Annotated in this window: 15 protein-coding genes; 1 reads left to right on the forward strand and 14 read right to left on the reverse strand. The window is 68.0% G+C overall.

Features of this window, described 5'->3' with window-relative positions; genetic code table 11:
• Positions 1-16 precede the first annotated feature (16 nt).
• The 7 genes from atzF to FBQ73_RS13300 form a co-directional block, all read right to left on the reverse strand.
• A complete protein-coding gene (atzF, locus tag FBQ73_RS13270; protein ID WP_138399965.1) occupies positions 17-1,807 on the reverse strand; it encodes an allophanate hydrolase in 1,791 nt (596 codons plus the stop codon).
• 188 nt (positions 1,808-1,995) lie between these two features.
• Positions 1,996-2,226 carry a hypothetical protein gene (locus tag FBQ73_RS13275; protein WP_138399966.1) on the reverse strand — a complete coding sequence of 77 codons (231 nt, stop codon included), beginning with the start codon at positions 2,224-2,226 and terminating at the stop codon, positions 1,996-1,998.
• Between the two features lie 81 nt (positions 2,227-2,307).
• Entirely contained in the window at positions 2,308-3,177 is an 870-nt protein-coding gene (gene purU, locus FBQ73_RS13280; RefSeq protein ID WP_138399967.1) for a formyltetrahydrofolate deformylase, read from the reverse strand.
• 101 nt (positions 3,178-3,278) lie between these two features.
• On the reverse strand, positions 3,279-3,884 hold the full coding sequence (locus FBQ73_RS13285) for a sarcosine oxidase subunit gamma (RefSeq protein WP_170218881.1): 606 nt from the start codon (positions 3,882-3,884) through the stop codon (positions 3,279-3,281).
• Positions 3,877-6,846 (reverse strand): sarcosine oxidase subunit alpha family protein, encoded by a 2,970-nt coding sequence (locus FBQ73_RS13290; RefSeq protein ID WP_138399969.1) that lies wholly within the window; start codon positions 6,844-6,846, stop codon positions 3,877-3,879. The genes FBQ73_RS13285 and FBQ73_RS13290 overlap by 8 nt, the downstream gene beginning before the upstream one ends.
• On the reverse strand, positions 6,843-7,115 hold the full coding sequence (locus FBQ73_RS13295; RefSeq protein WP_138399970.1) for a sarcosine oxidase subunit delta: 273 nt from the start codon (positions 7,113-7,115) through the stop codon (positions 6,843-6,845). Before FBQ73_RS13295 ends, FBQ73_RS13290 begins: the two co-directional genes overlap by 4 nt.
• 3 nt (positions 7,116-7,118) lie before the next feature.
• Positions 7,119-8,372 (reverse strand): sarcosine oxidase subunit beta family protein, encoded by a 1,254-nt coding sequence (locus FBQ73_RS13300; protein ID WP_138399971.1) that lies wholly within the window; start codon positions 8,370-8,372, stop codon positions 7,119-7,121.
• Between the two features lie 105 nt (positions 8,373-8,477).
• On the opposite strand from FBQ73_RS13300, the gene FBQ73_RS13305 reads away from it, so the two are divergent.
• Positions 8,478-9,443, forward strand: a complete 966-nt coding sequence (locus tag FBQ73_RS13305) for a LysR family transcriptional regulator (RefSeq protein WP_138399972.1) — start codon at positions 8,478-8,480, stop codon at positions 9,441-9,443.
• Between the two features lie 115 nt (positions 9,444-9,558).
• Here the strand turns inward: FBQ73_RS13305 and FBQ73_RS13310 are convergent, their stop codons facing one another.
• The 7 genes from FBQ73_RS13310 to FBQ73_RS13340 all read right to left on the reverse strand — a co-directional run bounded on the left by FBQ73_RS13310 (position 9,559) and on the right by FBQ73_RS13340 (position 17,062).
• Positions 9,559-9,759 (reverse strand): hypothetical protein, encoded by a 201-nt coding sequence (locus FBQ73_RS13310; protein WP_138399973.1) that lies wholly within the window; start codon positions 9,757-9,759, stop codon positions 9,559-9,561.
• Positions 9,760-9,781: 22 nt separating this feature from the next.
• Positions 9,782-11,203, reverse strand: coding sequence for an ammonium transporter (locus FBQ73_RS13315; RefSeq protein ID WP_138399974.1), 1,422 nt, complete (start codon positions 11,201-11,203; stop codon positions 9,782-9,784).
• Between the two features lie 573 nt (positions 11,204-11,776).
• A complete protein-coding gene (gene glnT, locus FBQ73_RS13320) occupies positions 11,777-13,138 on the reverse strand; it encodes a type III glutamate--ammonia ligase (protein ID WP_246089692.1) in 1,362 nt (453 codons plus the stop codon).
• Between the two features lie 94 nt (positions 13,139-13,232).
• Positions 13,233-14,570 (reverse strand): FMN-binding glutamate synthase family protein, encoded by a 1,338-nt coding sequence (locus tag FBQ73_RS13325; RefSeq protein WP_138399975.1) that lies wholly within the window; start codon positions 14,568-14,570, stop codon positions 13,233-13,235.
• 11 nt (positions 14,571-14,581) lie between these two features.
• Positions 14,582-15,289, reverse strand: coding sequence for a protein glxC (locus tag FBQ73_RS13330; protein WP_138399976.1), 708 nt, complete (start codon positions 15,287-15,289; stop codon positions 14,582-14,584).
• Positions 15,286-16,185, reverse strand: coding sequence for a class II glutamine amidotransferase (locus FBQ73_RS13335; RefSeq protein ID WP_138399977.1), 900 nt, complete (start codon positions 16,183-16,185; stop codon positions 15,286-15,288). Before FBQ73_RS13335 ends, FBQ73_RS13330 begins: the two co-directional genes overlap by 4 nt.
• Positions 16,186-16,387: 202 nt before the next feature.
• Positions 16,388-17,062, reverse strand: coding sequence for a helix-turn-helix domain-containing protein (locus tag FBQ73_RS13340; protein WP_210236769.1), 675 nt, complete (start codon positions 17,060-17,062; stop codon positions 16,388-16,390).
• Between the last annotated feature and the right edge of the window lie 218 nt (positions 17,063-17,280).

Below are 17,280 nucleotides of genomic sequence, written 5' to 3' on the forward strand. Positions count from 1 at the left end.
GCCTTGGGGCAGATCCTCAGGCGGTCTCCGTCGCCGCCATGAAGGCACGGAAGCCGCCGTGCGCGGTGATGTCCTCCGCCCCATCGAGGGCGGCCGCCTCGGCGAGGAAACCGGTCACGCGCGTGCCGTCCGCAAGTTCCACCTGCCCAAGCCCGAGGGGGCCGGGAATGGAGGCGAGCAGCTTGCCCACGCCCTCGTAGGGCAGCGACCAGATCTCGCCTTCCAGAACCGCACCGTCCGCATTCACCCGCACCACGCCGGGGCGGGCCACCGCGCCTGGCAGGCGCTTCATGCGATAGGTGGGGGCGGTGGTCGCGGTGCGCACGAAGCGGCCGCCCATGGCCTTGAGGTCGCCGTTCAGCGCCATGCCGGAGAGGTGGGCGCCGAATACCAGGACGTCCAGCCGGCCCGGCTCCTCCGCCGCGGGCAGGGGCGCGAGGGGCGGGGCGGGGGCCCGGCTTGCGCCCAGCGGCAAATCGCCGGCCGCCACGAAGGCGCGGCCCAGCGCCGCCATCTGCGCATCCTTGCCGGCAGGGGCCAGCAGGGTGACGCCATAGGGCACGCCGGTGGGCGCGATGGCGGCCGGCACCGCGATGCCGCACAGGTCCATGAGGTTCACGAAATTGGTGTAGGTGCCATTGCGCGAGTTGAGGCGCACCGGATCGGCCAGCACCTCCTCCACCGTGTAGGCGGTGGGCGCGGTGGGCAGCAGCAGGCCGTCGATGGCGGCGAGCACCGGGGCCACCTTCGCCCGCAATTCCTTCAGCCGGTAGGTGGCGCGGAAGGCGTCGGCCGCGCTCGCCTTGCCGCCGGGCTCGGTGATGGCGCGGGTGACGGGATGCAGCGCCTCGGGCGTGGTGGCGAGGAGCTTTTCCGCCACGATCCAGCGCTCCGCCACCCAGGGGCCTTCATAAAGCAGGCGGGCGGTCTCGGCGAAGGGGGAGAAGTCGATCTCCTTCAGCGTCGCGCCGAGGGCTGCGAAGCGCTTGAGGGCCGCCTCATAGGTGGCCGCGGCGTCGGCATCGCCGAAGAATTCGCGCTGCGCTTCGGGCAACACGCCGAGCACGAAGGACGGCGGCGCGGCGGCGAGGGGGCCGACCGGTAGGTCGCGGGACCAGGCATCCTGCGGGTCGAAGCCGGCGATGACATCCAGCACCGCCATGGCATCGTCCACGGTGAGGGCGAAGATGGAGATGCAGTCCAGCGTCTTGCAGGCGGGCACGAGGCCGGTATTGGGCACCAGGCCCAGGGACGGCTTCAGCCCGACGATGTTCTGCAGCATGGCCGGCACCCGGCCGGAGCCGGCGGTGTCGGTGCCCAGCGACACCGGCACGATGCCCGCTGAAACCGCCGATGCCGAGCCGGAAGACGAGCCGCCCGGCACCAGCGCGGGATTGAAGGCGTTGCGCGGAATGCCATAGGGCGAGCGCACGCCCACGAGGCCGGTGGCGAACTGGTCCAGATTGGTCTTGCCGATGATGAGCGCGCCCGCCGCCTTCAGCCGCGCCACGGCGGTGGCGTCGTGTTCCGGCGTGTAGGCGAAGGCGGGGCAGGCGCAGGTGGTGGGCAGGCCGGCCACGTCGATATTGTCCTTCACTGCCACCGGGATGCCGTAGAGCGGCAGGGCGGTGTCGCCCTTCGCTGCCAGCGCGGCGGCCTCCGCCAGCACATCGGCTTCCGCGCGCAGGGTGATGAACAGGGCCGGATCGTCCTGCACCGCGATGCGGGCATAGACGGCGCGCACCGTATCGGCGACGGAACGGGCACCCGACCTGTGGGCGGAAAGGAGGCTGGCGACGGTCTGCATGCTCTAACCCGTGTTCGACCGCACCGCGCGGCAGGCGAGGCCTAGCAGGAAACGCGCCATATGTATGCAATTTTCAATTTATGATTATAAATCATTTATTTGATAGGAATGAAAAGGCCCTGAATCCATCCTTTCAAAGGGATTCAGGGCCGCTATCGAAGCATCAATTGCTATTAAAATAGGCATTATCAGCGCGGCGGGTCACCCCCCGAGCGCTCGCCGTCGGCCGGCGACAGGGTCCGCCCGGGGGCGGCATCGGGCGCAGTGGTCAAGGGCGGCGGATTGCCGGAGGGGGCGGTGATGTTCTCGGGCGCGGTTTCGCTGGGTTCCGGCGTGCCGCGATTGGAAAAGACATTCGCCGCGACCAGCGCGAGGACCAGTACGAATGCTGCGGCGACAAGGATGCCATTGCGGGGCATGGGGTTCTCCCTGGTGATGGATGTCCCCTACCCAACGCCCCCGGGCGGCCGGTGGTTTCCCGCCGGCCGCGCGGGACCGCCTCAGTCGCGGAACACCACGGTGCGCGAGCCGTTCAGCAGCACCCGGTCCTGCAGGTGCCAGGAGATGGCGCGGGCCAGCACCCGGCGCTCGATGTCGCGGCCCTTGCGCACCAAATCGTCGGGGGAATCCTGGTGGGAGATGCGCTCCACGTCCTGCTCGATGATCGGCCCCTCGTCGAGGTCGGAGGTCACATAATGCGAGGTGGCGCCCATCAGCTTCACGCCGCGGGCGTGGGCCTGATGATAGGGCTTGGCCCCCTTGAAGCCGGGCAGGAACGAGTGGTGAATGTTGATGCACTTGCCCGAAAGCTTGGCGGACAGCCCGTCGGACAGCACCTGCATGTAGCGCGCGAGCACGGCCAGTTCCGAGCCGGAGGACTGGAAGATCTCCCAGATCTTTGTTTCCTGCTCCAGCTTCGTGGCCTTGGTCACCGGCAGGTGATGGAAGGGGATGCCGTCGAAATCGAGATGGGCATAGGTCTCGATGGGGTGGTTGGAGATGATGCCGGTGATGTCCATGGCGATCTCGCCGATGCGCCAGCGATAGAGCAGGTCGGCGAGGCAGTGGTCGAACTTGGAGGCCAGCAGCAGCACGCGGCGCTTCTCGGCCTTGGGCCGCAGCGTCCAGTTCAGCGCGAAGCCCTCGGCCACGGCGGTGAAGCCCTCGCGGATCTCGGACAGGCTGGCCGCGCTCGCCACCACGTTGAACACCACGCGCATGAAGAAGCGCCCGGTTTCCGTGTCGTCGAACTGCTGGGCCTCGAGGATGTTGCAGCCCTTCTCGAACAGGAAGGTGGACACCCCCGCCACGATGCCCGGCTTGTTGGGGCAGGAGAAGGTGAGAATGAAATGATCGCTCGGCGTGGTCATTGGGTTACGTCTTTTTCTGGCGCGCCGCGCGCCGGGGGGCGGGCGATCGCGTGAGGAAGTGTGAAGGGTGTGAAAGGCTTGTCGCGCGCGCCGCGCTGCGGTCAACCTCGTCCGGTGCCGGAAAGGGCGAAGCCGTATTCCGCAGCGCTCACCGTCAGCCAGCGCAGGAAGGCGGGCGCGAACGAGCGCCCCACGGCAAAGCGGTAGGTGTCGGCATCGCGCCGCCAGAAGGTGACGCCCACATGCGACACGGTGGTGGTGGCCGCGTCCCCGGCCGCGAAGGCCGTGGGGTCGAGATCCACCGTGACGCCCTTGGCCAGCGCGGCGCGGGCCTTCTCGCCGGAAATGTCGAGGATGAGGTTGGCGTCGCTCTGGTCGGTGATGGCGGCAAGCCCCGGCGCCATGGCGGCGAGCCGTGCGACAAGATCCGCCCCGCTCACCCCCTCGGCGAGGACGAGCCAGCGGCCGGGGGCCGTTCCTGCCGCCTCCAGCCCCGCCCCGGCGCTGACGCGCGGCCCGTCGGCCAACGGAAGCCCCGCCGCCGCGCAGGCGACGATGAGCCGGGCGGTCGCACCCTTGCGGGCCACCAGCGTGGCGGCGGCAGGGGTCTCGACCGCGTGCGCGGTGACGCCCGCCGATCCCTGCGGGCCATAGTGCCCCTCCGGCACCAGATGGGTGGGGGCGATGTGTTCCAGCAGGTCAGACACGCTGCTTCTCCCCTTGCGGGTCAATGAAAGCGGGAGAGCACACCTCGACCTCGATGTCACCGCCCCGCACCGGGTCATAGGCGCGCACCTTCTCGCCCATGCGCTCCGGCCCGCGCTTCAAAAGGCCGAGGCCGATATAGTGGCCGAGGGTGGGCGAGAAGGCGGTCGAGGTCATGTAGCCCTCGTCGTTTTGCGTGGTCGCGGCGGCGCCGACTTTGAGGAAATGGGCGCCGGCGCGCAGCCGCGCGCTGCGGTCCACCGGCTTGAAGCCGACGAAGCTGGGGCGGTCCGGGTCGGTGAAGGCGGGCCGCCCCGCCATCACCCGGCCGATATAGTCCTTCTTGGTGGACGCCATCTTGCCGAGGCCGAGATCGCGCGCGCAGGTCTGGCCGGTCAGCTCGTTGCCGGAGACATGGCCCTTCTCGATGCGCAGCACGCCCAGCGCCTCCACCCCATAGGGCGTGATGCCGAAGGGCGCGCCCGCCGCCATCAGCGCCTGCATCAATGCCGCACCGTGGCGGGCCGGCACCGCGATTTCGTAGCCCAGCTCACCGGAGAAGGAGAGGCGGAAGATGCGCGCCTGAACGCCGCCCATCACGCTGCCCTGCGCCACCCCCATGAAGGGCAGGCCGGCATTGGACACGTCGATGCCGTCCACGATCTTGGCCAGCACCTCGCGGGAGCGCGGGCCGGACACCGCGATCTGCGCCCATTGCTCGGAGACCGAGGCGAGGCACACGTCCAGCTCCGGCCACAGCACCTGAAGGCAGAATTCCAGGTGCTGGTAGACCTTGGCGGCGTTGGCCGTGGTGGTGGTCATCACATAATGGTCGTCGGCGAGGCGGGCGGTGGTGCCGTCGTCCATGACCAGGCCGTCCTCGCGCAGCATCACGCCGTAGCGTGCCTTGCCCACGGCCAGCGTCGAGAACATGTTGATGTAGACGCGATCCAGCAGCACGCCCACATCCGGGCCCTGAAGGTCGATCTTGCCGAAGGTGGACACGTCGATGACGCCCACGCTCTCCCGCGTGGCCTTCACCTCGCGGTTCACGCTGTCCAGCCAGTCTTTTTCGTCGGCCTTGGGGAAATAGGCGGCGCGCATCCACAGGCCGGTTTCCACGAACACGGCGCCCTGCGCCTGCGCCCACGCATGGGTCGGGGTGGGACGGGCCGGCTTGAAGTCCACACCGCGATGGTGGCCCGCCAGCACGCCCAGCGCCACCGGCGTATAAGGCGGGCGGAACACGGTGGTACCGATGGCCGGAATGCCCTTTCCGGTCAGCTCCGCCATCACGGCGAGACCCGCCATGTTGGAGGTCTTGCCCTGGTCGGTGGCCATGCCGAGCGTGGTGTAGCGCTTCAGCAACTCCACTGCGCGGAAGCCTTCGCGGTGGGCGAGGGCCACATCCTTGGCAGTCACGTCGTTCTGCTGGTCCACGAAGGCCGGACCGCCCTTCGTCCCTTGGCCCTTCACATGGAAGAACGCCTTGAAACCGGTGGGCGTGCTCTCCGCCTGCGGGGCCGGCGCCGGGGCTGCGGCGAAGCCCGTGTCAGAAGCCGCCGCCGCGCCGAGCCGGGTGCCTTCGGCGAGGATGTCGGCGAGGCCGAATGTGCCTGCCACCGCCCCCGCCACCGCCATACCTGGGGGCACCGCGCCGGGGACGAAGGCGGCAATGTCCTCGCGCCACACCGGCTTGCCACCCAGATGGCAGGTGAGGTTGAGATTGGGCGTGGCGCCGCCGGACACGCCGAGGGCTTCCACCGCCAGCGTCTCGCTGCCGCGCGGGGTGCGCACGGTGATGGATGTCAGGCACTTGCCGGAGGTCGCCACCACCTCGCCCTCGGTGATGAGGCGCACGCCCAGCGCCTTTGCCCGTGCCGCCAGCGCGTCCGGCAGGGCCGGCCGCACGTCGATGACGGCGTCGAGCTTCAGGCCCGCTTCCGCCGCATCGAGGGCGGCGGCAACAGCATGGTCGTTGGTGGAGAACACGGCGGCATTGGCCCCGGCGCCGGCGCCGTAGCGCGTGGCATAGGTGGCCAGCGCCAGCGCCGACATGACCCCCGGCCGGTCGTTGCCAGGGAACACGATGGGCCGGTCGAAGGCGCCCGCCGCCAGCACGCAGCGCTTGGCCACGATGCGCCACAGGCGCTGGCGCACCTGGAAGGGCAGGGGGGCGGGCAGGTGATCGCTCACCCGCTCCACGGCGCCATATTCGCTGCCGTCATAGGCGCCGAACACGGTGGTGCGCGGCATCAGCCGCACGTTCGGAAGGCTCGAAAGCTCGGCCTGCGCACTCGCCACGAAATCGAGGGCGGAACCGCCATTGATCACCGTGCGCTCGGAGAGCAGCCGGCCGCCGAGGCGGAAGTCTTCATCCGCGAGGATCACCCGCGCGCCGGAGCGCGCCGCCGCCAGAGCCGCCGCAAGGCCGGCCGCGCCGGAGCCGATGACGAGCACATCGCAGAAGGCGGTGGCCTTCTCATAATGGTCCGGGTCCGGCGTGTCCGCTGCGCGGCCGAGGCCCGCGGCGCGGCGGATCACCGGCTCGTAGACCTTCTCCCAGAATGCGGCGGGCCACATGAAGGTCTTGTAGTAGAAGCCCGCGCCGAGGAAGGGCGACACCAGCCGGTTGACGCTCAGCGCATCGAACTCCAGCGAGGGCCAGCGGTTCTGGCTCGCGGCCTCCAGCCCGTCGTAAAGCTCCACCGTGGTGGCGCGGGTATTGGGCTCGCGCCGGGCGCCGGTGCGCAGCTCCACCAGCGCGTTTGGCTCCTCGGAGCCCGCCGTCACCACCCCGCGCGGGCGGTGATACTTGAACGAGCGGCCCACGAGCCGCACGCCGTTGGCGAGCAGCGCCGAGGCCAGCGTATCCCCCGGATGGCCTTTGAAGGTCTTGCCGTCGAAGGCAAAGGACAGGGTGCGGCCGCGGTCGATGAGGCCGCCATGGGCGAGGCGGGTCATCGCGCGGCCTCCCCGGTTCCGGCGAAGGCCACTGCGGTGATGGCGTGGGTGCGGGTATCCCGCGTCACCTTCAGCCAGCGCCGGCAGCCGGCGGAATGGTACCAAAGCTCGTCCATGGGTCCGGCGGGATTATCCCGCTCATAAACGTAGGCGTGGAAGGCCTCGGCCGCGTCGGGGGCCGAGGGATCGGGACGGGTCGGCGCCGCATCGCCCAGATAGGCGAATTCGTGTGAGGAGCGCGCGCCGCAATAGGGACAGGTGATGCGCATGGGTCAGTGCAGGTTCGGCTGGGCGCCGACCCCCTTCTCATCGATGATGTGGCCGGAGCGGAAGCGGTCGAGGCGGAAGGCGGCGTTGAAGGCGTGGGCCGCATCCTTTGCGATGGTGTGGGCGAAGCACCAGCCGGAGGCCGGCGTCGCCTTGAAGCCTCCGTAGTTCCACGCCGTGTTGAGGTAGAGGCCGGGCAGCGGCCCCACGTCGATGATGGGCGAGCCGTCCATGGACATGTCCACGAGCCCGCCCCAGGCGCGCAACATGCGCAGCCGGCCGATGAGCGGCATCACCGCCATGCCGCCCTCGGCCACGTCCTCCACCACCGGCAGATTGCCGCGCTGGGCATAGGAATTGTAGCCCTCGATGTCGCCGCCGAAGACCAGGCCGCCCTTGTCGGACTGGCTCACGTAGAAATGCCCCATACCGAAAGTGATCACCCCCGGCACCAGCGGCTTCAGCCCCTCCGAGACGAAGGCCTGCAGCGCATGGCTCTCGATGGGCAGGCGCAGGTCCAGCAGGCGGGTGAGGCGGGAGGTGGAGCCGGCCACCGCAAGGCCCACCTTGCCGGCACGGATGGCGCCGCGCGTGGTCTCCACCCCTACCACCGCATCGCCCTCGCGGATGAACCCGGTGACCTCGCAATTCTGCACGATGTCCACGCCGAGCCGGTCGGCGGCGCGGGCATAGCCCCACACCACCGCGTCATGGCGCGCGGTGCCGGCGCGGGCCTGCATCAGCCCGCCCTTGATGGGGAAGCGCGAATTGTCGAAATCGAGGAAGGGACACAGCGCCTTCACCTGCGCCCGGTCGAGCAACTCGCAGTCCGCGCCGGCAAGGCGCATGGCGTTGCCGCGCCGGGCATAGGCGTCGCGCTGGCCGTCCGAGTGGAACAGATTGATGATGCCGCGCTGGGAGACCATGGCGTTGTAGTTGAGGTCCTGCTCCAGGCCCTCCCACAATTTCATGGACCATTCGTAGAACGGCTCGTTGCCCGGCAGCAGGTAGTTGGAGCGGATGATGGTGGTGTTGCGCCCGGCATTGCCGGAGCCGATGTGCGCCTTCTCCAGCACCGCCACGTTGCGGATGCCATGCTCGTTGGCAAGGTAATAGGCGGTGGCGAGGCCATGGCCGCCGCCACCCACGATGATCACGTCATAGGCGGGCTTCGGCGTGGCATCCCGCCAGGCGGGCTTCCACCCGGTCTGACCGGTGAGCGCGTTGGCGATGAGGCTGAGGACGGAATAGCGGGACATCGTTCACTCGCTTGGGGGACCCCTCGTAAGCCTCTATATCTCGGCAGCTAACGAGGGTTAATATAAATCCTGCTTATAGTATCCCCTGACGCCCGGATCGGCATCATGCGCGAGCTTTTTCCCTTCGATCTGAAGACGCTGGAGATCTTCCTCGCGGTCTGCGAGGCCGGCGCCATGGCAGGGGCGGCGCGGCGGCTCGGCCTCACCCAGCCGGCGGTGTCGCAGGCGGTGGCGGAGCTGGAGGGGCGCATGGGCGTCGCCCTGTTCGATCGCAGCGTGCGGCCGCTGGGGCTCACGGCGGCGGGCGGCGTGCTGCGGCAGAAGGCCAGCGCGCTGCTCTCCGAGGCGCGGCAGATCGTGCCGGCCCTGAAGGAGACCGAGCACGGCCGCCTGCCGCTGATCCGCGCCGGGCTGGTGGATTCCCTCTCCCGCGCCTTGTCGGCGCCGCTGGCCGGGCGGCTCTCCGGGGTGGCGGAGGAGGTGTCGCTGCTGGCGGGACTCACCGCCTCCCACGCTAGCGCGCTGCTGTCGCGCCAGCTCGACCTGCTGGTGGGCGTGGACGAACTCGCCGACATCGAAGGGCTGGAGCGCTTCCCCCTCTTCACCGAGCCCTATGTGCTGCTGCTGCCCGCCGGCGAGGCCGCCCCGGCGCGGGTGGAGGATCTGGCGCGGCTCGCCCGCCGGCTGTCGCTGGTGCGCTTCTCGGCGCGCTCCAAGACCGGGATCGAGGTTGAGCGGCATTTGCGGCGCCTGAAGCTCGACCTGCCGCGCCGGCTGGAATTCGATACGCCCTATGGCGTCACCGCCACGGTTGCGGCGGGGGAGGGGATGGCGGTGTCGACCCCGCTCTGCCTCTTTGAGGCGGGGGTGGATTTCGCCCGCTTCTCCTGCGCGCCTCTGCCGGGGCCGGCCTTCTCCCGCAACCTCACCCTGATCGCGCGGCGGCAGGAGCTGGGGCGGGTGCCACGGGAGGTGGCCGCCTTCTGCCGGCGGACGCTGGAGAGCGAGGTGCTGCCGGGCCTCGCCAGCGCGCTGCCCTGGCTCGCGCCGCCCCTGTCGGTCTCGGCGTGATCTCGTGAAACGCAAATCGCACGGCCCTGCGGGAGGACCGTGCGATCAACTGGGCGGAAAGGGCTTCCGCCGCAGGCTCCGGTGCGTTCGGTGAGACCGCCAGGATGGCGGACGCCTATTCCGCCGGTGTGGCGATGGCCTCCGGCGTGTGGTCGATCATCTCCTCGTGGAACGCCTTGTCCATGGCGATCTGCTTGAAGATGAACGCCACGAAGAAAACCAGCGCGATGATGGAGAACAGCGGCTCGTATCCGGCGAAGGGATACACTTCCGCCATCTCCGGCAGTTTCGCGAGGGAGGTGATACCCGTATTCATTGGCTTGCTCCGTGTCTGGCGATCAGGGTTTGGCCGGATATTTGGCTTCCCGGCGCTGGATGCTCTCGAAAGCCTCTTCCATGCCGGAATGGTGGGGGTAGGTGGCAGGCACGTGCTTGCCATCCAGGCCGTTGACTTCGGCGGCGGCCGGCACACGCAGCAGACCGGCCATGGCCAGCAGCTTCGAGATGACGTAGCCGGGGATGAAGCCGAAGCCGATGGCGAACACCAGCGAGCCGATGATGTTGCCCACGGGCGTGATGATGGGCAGGCCTTCGGCATTGACGCCGAACCAGCCCACGCCTTCGCCCAGTACGATCACCGCCCCCGCCGAGGGCAGCACGGCGGGATACCCCCACAATGCGAAGCCCGCGATGATGCCGCCGAACAGGCCGCAATAGCCGTGCACCGCGACGGCGCCCACCGCGTCGTCGATCTTGAACTTCCGCTCCACCCAATAGTGCAGCTTGTACGCCATCACCGTGCCCGCGACGGCAATCACGAGGGCGATGATGGGGTGATAGAAGTCGTTGCCGGCGCTGGCCGAGATGAGGCCGGTGAGGCCGCCGGAATAGGTCCAGTAGGCGTTGCCGTTGGAGATCATGTAGGCCGCGACCATGCCGCCGAACAGGGCGAGCAGGAAGTTCATGGTGACGCCCGACAGGGTGATCGGAACACCATAGATGTTGGTGGCGGTGAAGTAGGGCGCGCCGGCGGTGCCCACGTCCACGATCGGGATGTGGCAGGCAGCGTAGAAGCCCCAGAAGCCCACATAGATCATGAAGAGGCCGATGGTGACGAGCCAGGGATTGTGCGCCGGGATCTCGCGCGGCGTGCCGTCGGCGGCGAACTTGCCGATGCGCGGGCCGAGGTTGATGAGCACGCCCAGCGTGGCAAAGCCCGCCACCGAGTGCAGGATGGCTGAGCAATACTGGTCGTGGAAGCCGAGATACTGCGCCATCCAGCCGTTGCCGGCCCAGGCCCAGGCCGCCGGAATGACCCAGGCGATGGCGCCCACGTAGATGGCCAGGATGAAGAATCCCGAGGTCTTGGTGCGCTCGATGAGCGCGCCCGAGACAATGGACGCCGCCGTCATGCCGAACAGGGCGAAGGCCGCCCAGAACACGCCGGAGATGCGGTCGGTGAGGTTGGGCGCGATCTTGGTGGACCACGGCTCGAAGCCGGTGGTGAAGCTGAGCGAACTGGTGGAGATGGGCCAGCCCTGGAAGGCGATGTAGATCCACATGCCGAACAGGAAGAAGGCCAGGCCCACCAGTGGGATCGCCATGGTGTTCTTGAGCAGGGTGTGCTGCACGTTCTTCACCCGTGCGGCACCCACTTCGTACATGCAGAAGCCCACATGGATGAAGAACATGAGGACGACCGTCAGGAAATAGTAGAATTCCGTGAAGATGGTCGTCAGCGCGGCCAATTGATCCGTCATGAAGATCCCCGAACGCTGTTGCCGTGTGGCAGGCCGCCAGCGGCTGGCGCATGGCGCAGCCCGCTTCAGACCCGAGTTCACTCCTGAGCAACTCTTATGCCAGAGAGGCATAATGCGGCCGGGGCGGCGCCCAGCCGGCGGGCTTTGTCTCAAAAATCGGTGCATCTATCTGATGTAATGCGACTTTCCTGGGGGAGGTGAGGGCGCGGCCGGCGTGCGCTCGCGGCCTGTCCGTCGTGGCTCGGCGGGGGGAGGACCATGTCGACCTTTTTATGACGCAAAGGAAGACAAATATTGCTGCAAAAAAAGGCGTGTTTCCGGAGGTGAAGGGATTCACCTTTGTTTTTCAGAATGCCTCTGCAACCGAAAAACCTTACGGAATGCCCAAAGGGAGGGCGACGGGCCTCAAGCTGTCCGGCGCGAGGTGCGCGGCGCGGCGCTGTCGGCGATCGGGCCGGCCTATGCTGACGCCGGTGAACGGATGCCGGGTGGTCCGGTGCCGTGCGCCCGAGACGCAAAAAACCCGGCGCGGGGCGCGCGCCGGGTTCCTGTCAGCCGTTCGGACGGAGCGGATCAGATATCGAGCGTGTTGTCCCGTTCCCACTGGGTGAGGTGGCGGGAATAGGCGTTCCATTCCTCGTTCTTCAGCTTGAGATAGCCGGTGACGAAGGGCTGGCCCAGGCGCTCGCCCAGCACGCGGGACTTCTCCAGCGCGCGCAGGGCGTCGAGCATGTTCAGCGGCAGGCGCTTGGCGCCCTTCACCTTGTGCCCGTCGGTGTACATGTTGATGTCGAGCCGCTTGCCCGGATCGCGCTGGTTCTCGATGCCATCGAGGCCCGCCGCCGTGAGGCCCGCCTGCAGCAGGTAGGGGTTGGCCGCGCCGTCAGCGAGGCGGAACTCGAAGCGGCCCGCGTCCGGAATGCGGATCATGTGGGTGCGGTTGTTGCCGGTGTAGGTCACCGTGTTGGGCGCCCAGGTGGCCCCCGAGATGGTGCGCGGGGCGTTGATGCGCTTGTAGGAATTCACCGTGGGATTGGTGATGGCGCACAGCGCGTCCGCATTGTGGATCAGGCCGCCGATGAAATGATAGCCGAGCTGCGAGACGCCCAGATCGCCCTTGGGATCGGAGAAGGCATTCTTGCCTTTCGACCACAGCGAGACATGGGCATGGCAGCCCGAGCCGGTGAGGTTGATGAAGGGCTTGGGCATGAAGGTGGCGCGCAGGCCATGCTGTTCCGCGATCGACTTCACCATGTACTTGAAGAAGACATGACGGTCGGCGGTGAGCAGCGCGTTGTCATAGTTCCAGTTCATCTCGAACTGGCCGTTGGCGTCCTCGTGGTCGTTCTGGTAGGCGCCCCAGCCGAGCTTGATCATGGCATCGCAGATGTCCTTGATGACATCATAGCGGCGCATGAGGGCGGACTGGTCGTAGCAGGGCTTTTCCGCCGTGTCGGACGTATCGGAGATGCCCTTGCCGTCCGGCGTGATCAGGAAGTACTCGCACTCCACACCGGTCTTCACCTCGTAGCCCAGCGCCGCGGCGGCGGCGAGCTGGCGCTTCAGAACGGTGCGGGGCGCCTGCTCCACTTCCTTGCCGCCCATGTAGAGGTCGGCGGCGAGCCAGCCGATTTCCTCTTTCCACGGCAGCTGGATGAGGCTGGTGGGGTCGGGCACCGCGAACAGGTCCGGGTCGGCCGGCGACATGTCGAGCCAGGTGGCGAAGCCGGCGAAACCGGCACCTTCCTTCTGCATGGGGCCGATGGCGGAGGCGGGCACCAGCTTGGCCCGCAGGCCGCCGAACAGGTCCACGTAGGAGATGAGGAAATAGGTGATGCCGCGCTCTTTGGCGATCTTGGCAAGGTCCAGGCTCGCCTTGGCGGAGACGGAGGCGCGCCCTTCCGCCTCCCGAGCGATTTCGGTTGTACTGGTCATGGGTTCGATCCCTGGCAGGAAGGTCTGGATGTTCTGGATTTTTATGAAGGCCGCGCCGGTCGAGCGGCGCGGCCGAAGTCAGGAAACGCCCGGTTCAGTAGCCGCCGGTGCGTCCCGGTATCCATGAGGTGCCGGCCAGCGGCACGCCGGCCATGGCGGCGGCCTCCACCGTGAGGGCGACGAGGTCCTCCGGCTCCAGATTGTGCACGTGGCTCTTGCCGCAGGCGCGGGCGATGGTCTGCGCCTCCAGCGTCATCACCGAAAGATAATTGGCGAGCCGGTGGCCGGCCTTCACCGGATCGAGCCGGGCTGAGAGCACCGGGTCCTGGGTGGTGATGCCGGCGGGGTCGAGCCCCTCGTGCCAGTCGTCATAGGCCCCGGCGGTGGTGCCGAGTGCCTGGTATTCGTCCTCATACTGGGGATCGTTGTCGCCCAGCGCGACGAGGGCCGCCGTGCCGATGGCCACCGCGTCGGCGCCCAGCGCCAGCGCCTTGGCCACGTCCGCGCCGGAGCGGATGCCGCCGGAGACGATGAGCTGCACCTTGCGGTGCATGCCGAGGTCCTGCAGCGCCTGCACGGCCGGCCGGATGGCGGCGAGGATGGGGATGCCGACGTTCTCGATGAACACGTCCTGGGTCGCCGCTGTGCCGCCCTGCATGCCGTCGAGCACCACCACGTCGGCACCCGCCTTCACCGCCAGCGCGATGTCGTAATAGGGGCGGGAGGCGCCGACCTTCACATAGATGGGCTTTTCCCAGTCGGTGAGCTCGCGCAGTTCCTCGATCTTGATCTCAAGATCGTCCGGGCCGGTCCAGTCGGGATGGCGGCAGGCCGAGCGCTGGTCGATGCCCTTGGGCAGGTTGCGCATGGCGGCGACGCGATCGGAGATCTTCTGGCCCAGCAGCATGCCGCCGCCGCCGGGCTTGGCGCCCTGGCCGATGACGATCTCGATGGCGTCGGCCTTGCGCAGATCCACCGGGTTCATGCCATAGCGCGAGGGCAGGTACTGGTAGACCAGGGTCTGCGACTGCCCCCGCTCTTCCGGCGTCATGCCGCCGTCGCCGGTGGTGGTGGAGGTCCCCACCGTGGTGGCGCCGCGCCCCAGCGCTTCCTTGGCCTGGGCCGAGAGCGCGCCGAAGCTCATGCCAGCGATGGTCACCGGAGTCTTCAGGGTGATGGGCTTCTTGGCGAAGCGGGTGCCGAGCACCACCTCGGTGCCGCACTTCTCGCGATAGCCTTCCAGCGGATAGCGCGACATGGAGGCGCCGAGGAAGAGCAGGTCGTCGAAGTGGGGCACCTTGCGCTTGGTGCCGCCGCCACGGATGTCATAGATGCCGGTGGCCGCCGCGCGGCGGATCTCGGCCAATGTCGCCGGATCGAAGGTGGCCGAGAAGCGAGGCGGGGTGCGGGGCACGTTGGAATGAGCGGTCATCGTCTCGGCCCTCAGTACGCGGACGCGTTGTCGACGTGGAAATTGTAGAGCTGCCGGGCCGAGCCGTAGCGCTTGAACGCGGCGACATCGACGGTGCCTTCAAGGCCGGCGGCCTTCAGCTTCTCCGCCAGAAGCACCTTGTGCTCGTCGCGCATCTCCTTCTCGATGCAGTCGGCGCCCAGCGACTTGACGGAGCCGCGCACGAACAGCTTCGCCTCATAGAGGCTGTCGCCCAGCGCCTCGCCGGCATCGCCGAGCACCACCAGGCTGCCGGACTGGCCCATGAATGCGCTCATGTGGCCCACCGAGCCCTTCACCACGATGTCGATGCCCTTCATGGAGATGCCGCAGCGGGCCGAGGCATTGCCGTCGATCACCAGCAGGCCGCCGTGGCCGGTGGCGCCGGCCGCCTGGCTGGCATCGCCGCGCACATGGACGAAGCCGCTCATCATGTTCTCGGCAAGGCCCACGCCGGCATTGCCGTGGATGATCACGGACGCCTCGGCATTCATGCCGGCGCAGTAATAGCCCACGTGGCCCTCGATCTCGACGGTGAGGGGGGCATTGATGCCCACCGCCACCGCGTGGCGGCCATTGGGGTTCAGCACCCGCCAGCGGCGGGCGTTGCTTTCGCCGGTGGCGGCGTGGAGCGCCGCATTCAGCTCGCGCAGGGCGGTATCGGCGAGGTCGAAGGTGATGTCGGGGGAGATGGCGTTCACTGGGCGCGCTCCCAGAAATAGACGGTGGCGGGTTCCGGCTCGAAGACACGGGCCTTGGCGATGCCCGGCAGGTCCACCAGGGCACGATATTCCGAGCCGAAGGCCACATACTGGTCGGTCTCGGCCATCACGGCGGGCTTGCAGGCGATGGGATCACGCAGCACGCCGAAGCCGTTCTCGGTGCCCACCACGAAGGTGAAGAAGCCGTCGAGGTCCTTGAGGCCGGCATCCAGTGCCTCGCCCAGGGACGCGCCCTGCTTCATCCGCCAGGTGAGATAGCCGGCGGCCACCTCGCTGTCGTTGTCGGTCTCGATGGTGATGCCCTCGCGCTTCAGAGCGCGGCGCAGGGCGTTGTGGTTGGAGAGCGAGCCGTTGTGCACAAGGCACTGGTCGGCGCCGGTGGAGAAGGGGTGCGCACCGGCTGTGGTCACCGCGCTCTCGGTGGCCATGCGAGTGTGGCCGATGCCATGGGTGCCGCGCATGCTCGGAAGGCCGAAGGTCTCGGCCACGGACGCGGGCAGGCCCACCTCCTTGAAGATTTCCATGCGCTCGCCGGTGCCGACGATGGCCACTTCCGGATGGCGCTCCACCAGGAAGGCGCGCACCGCCGTTTCCCGCGCGGCGGGAATCTCGACGATGGCATGGGTGCCGCGCACCACCAGGCCCGGCAGGCCGGCGGCCGGGAGCGACAGGCCGGCCGCGAGCGCCTCGAAGTCGTAGGACGCCGTGGCGCGCAGCGAGAGCTTCACCTTGTCCTTCGCTCCGCTGCCATAGACGGCGAAGCCCGCGCTGTCGGGGCCGCGATCCGTCATGACGCAAAGCATGGAGGCGAGCATGGCCCCGAGCTCGCCTTCGAGCTTGGGGTCCTTCAAGAAAAGTCCGACGATGCCGCACATGGCGCTGTCACTGTCTCCATTCCGGGCCGCGTGAGCGACCTTGAGTGGAAGAAGTACGCCCAACGGCCTAGGGCGTCAACGACAACGAATAAAATTTTCGCTTGAAGAAACTTTAGCGCAGACCGGGTGGTGTGGCGGAGCTGCGGCCTCTGGCGCGCCTCATGCCGCCGACCTCGCGCTTTGCCCGACGCCGCGCGGGCTCTCAGTGCCGGTCGCGGCCGTAGACGATGATGGACAGGTAGGTCATGGGTCGCTGGATCAGGTCTTCCGGGCCGTGGGCGGCGCCGGAATCGAACATCAGCGAGTCCCCGGCTCGCAGATGGTAGGTACGGTCCGCGTGGCGATACAGCACCTCGCCCGACAGCATGTAGATGAACTCCACCCCGGCGTGACGGAAGCCGGTATGGGGCGCCGCTTCTTCCGACAGGGTGATGAGATAGGGCTCCACCACGATGTCACCGCCGAGCCCATGGCCGAGCAACTCATATTGGTGGCCGACCTTGGTGCCGCGCCGCTCGATGATGACGCCCTGGTGGGCGCGCACGAAGGAGCAGTCGCGCCGCTCCTCGAAGGCCGAGAACAGGGTGGTGATAGGCACGTTGAGCGCCTTGGAGATGGCTTGCAGCGTGCCGAGGGAAGGCGAGATCTGGCCGTTCTCAATCTTGGAGAGCATGCCAACGGAAATGCCCGCGGCGCCGGCGAGGTCCGACACCGTGAGATCCAGTTCCCGCCGGATGGAGCGCACCTGGACACCCAGGGCCTGTTCGAGGGTCACGGCCGTCGCGGCGGGCGCGCCGGAGCCGGTCACATAGTCCTCGTGATCCTGAACGTGCGGCAGCTGGACCTCCAAGGCCCCCTTCACCTTCCTCTCGGCCACGCTTTCCCCCGTACGCTCATCCGCCCGGCACCCGGGCAGAGGACCCGGCAGATCCGGGGCGACATCACCCGTTCAAGCTTCCATTGTGCCAGCTTCCTGCGGAGAAGACACGGCGAATCCGATAGCTGCGTGATGCCTGCCTGGTGCTCGGGTGATGCTTGCCGGACCCGCGGCCGGACATTTGCGCGCCTCATCGGACAAGTGACGCGGTTCGGCGG

It is taken from the genome of Xanthobacter autotrophicus, from assembly GCF_005871085.1.
Taxonomy (GTDB): domain Bacteria; phylum Pseudomonadota; class Alphaproteobacteria; order Rhizobiales; family Xanthobacteraceae; genus Xanthobacter; species Xanthobacter autotrophicus.

Excerpts from the sequence above, each read along its gene's own strand:
- atzF (WP_138399965.1), bottom strand. The coding sequence starts at position 1,807 with ATGCAGACCGTCGCCAGCCTCCTTTCCGCCCACAGGTCGGGTGCCCGT.
- FBQ73_RS13300 (WP_138399971.1), bottom strand. The coding sequence starts at position 8,372 with ATGTCCCGCTATTCCGTCCTCAGCCTCATCGCCAACGCGCTCACCGGT.
- purU (WP_138399967.1), bottom strand. The coding sequence starts at position 3,177 with ATGACCACGCCGAGCGATCATTTCATTCTCACCTTCTCCTGCCCCAAC.
- FBQ73_RS13335 (WP_138399977.1), bottom strand. The coding sequence starts at position 16,185 with ATGTGCGGCATCGTCGGACTTTTCTTGAAGGACCCCAAGCTCGAAGGC.
- FBQ73_RS13315 (WP_138399974.1), bottom strand. The coding sequence starts at position 11,203 with ATGACGGATCAATTGGCCGCGCTGACGACCATCTTCACGGAATTCTAC.
- glnT (WP_246089692.1), bottom strand. The coding sequence starts at position 13,138 with ATGACCAGTACAACCGAAATCGCTCGGGAGGCGGAAGGGCGCGCCTCC.
- FBQ73_RS13305 (WP_138399972.1), top strand. The coding sequence starts at position 8,478 with ATGCGCGAGCTTTTTCCCTTCGATCTGAAGACGCTGGAGATCTTCCTC.
- FBQ73_RS13290 (WP_138399969.1), bottom strand. The coding sequence starts at position 6,846 with ATGACCCGCCTCGCCCATGGCGGCCTCATCGACCGCGGCCGCACCCTG.
- FBQ73_RS13310 (WP_138399973.1), bottom strand. The coding sequence starts at position 9,759 with ATGAATACGGGTATCACCTCCCTCGCGAAACTGCCGGAGATGGCGGAA.
- FBQ73_RS13295 (WP_138399970.1), bottom strand. The coding sequence starts at position 7,115 with ATGCGCATCACCTGTCCCTATTGCGGCGCGCGCTCCTCACACGAATTC.
- FBQ73_RS13275 (WP_138399966.1), bottom strand. The coding sequence starts at position 2,226 with ATGCCCCGCAATGGCATCCTTGTCGCCGCAGCATTCGTACTGGTCCTC.
- FBQ73_RS13325 (WP_138399975.1), bottom strand. The coding sequence starts at position 14,570 with ATGACCGCTCATTCCAACGTGCCCCGCACCCCGCCTCGCTTCTCGGCC.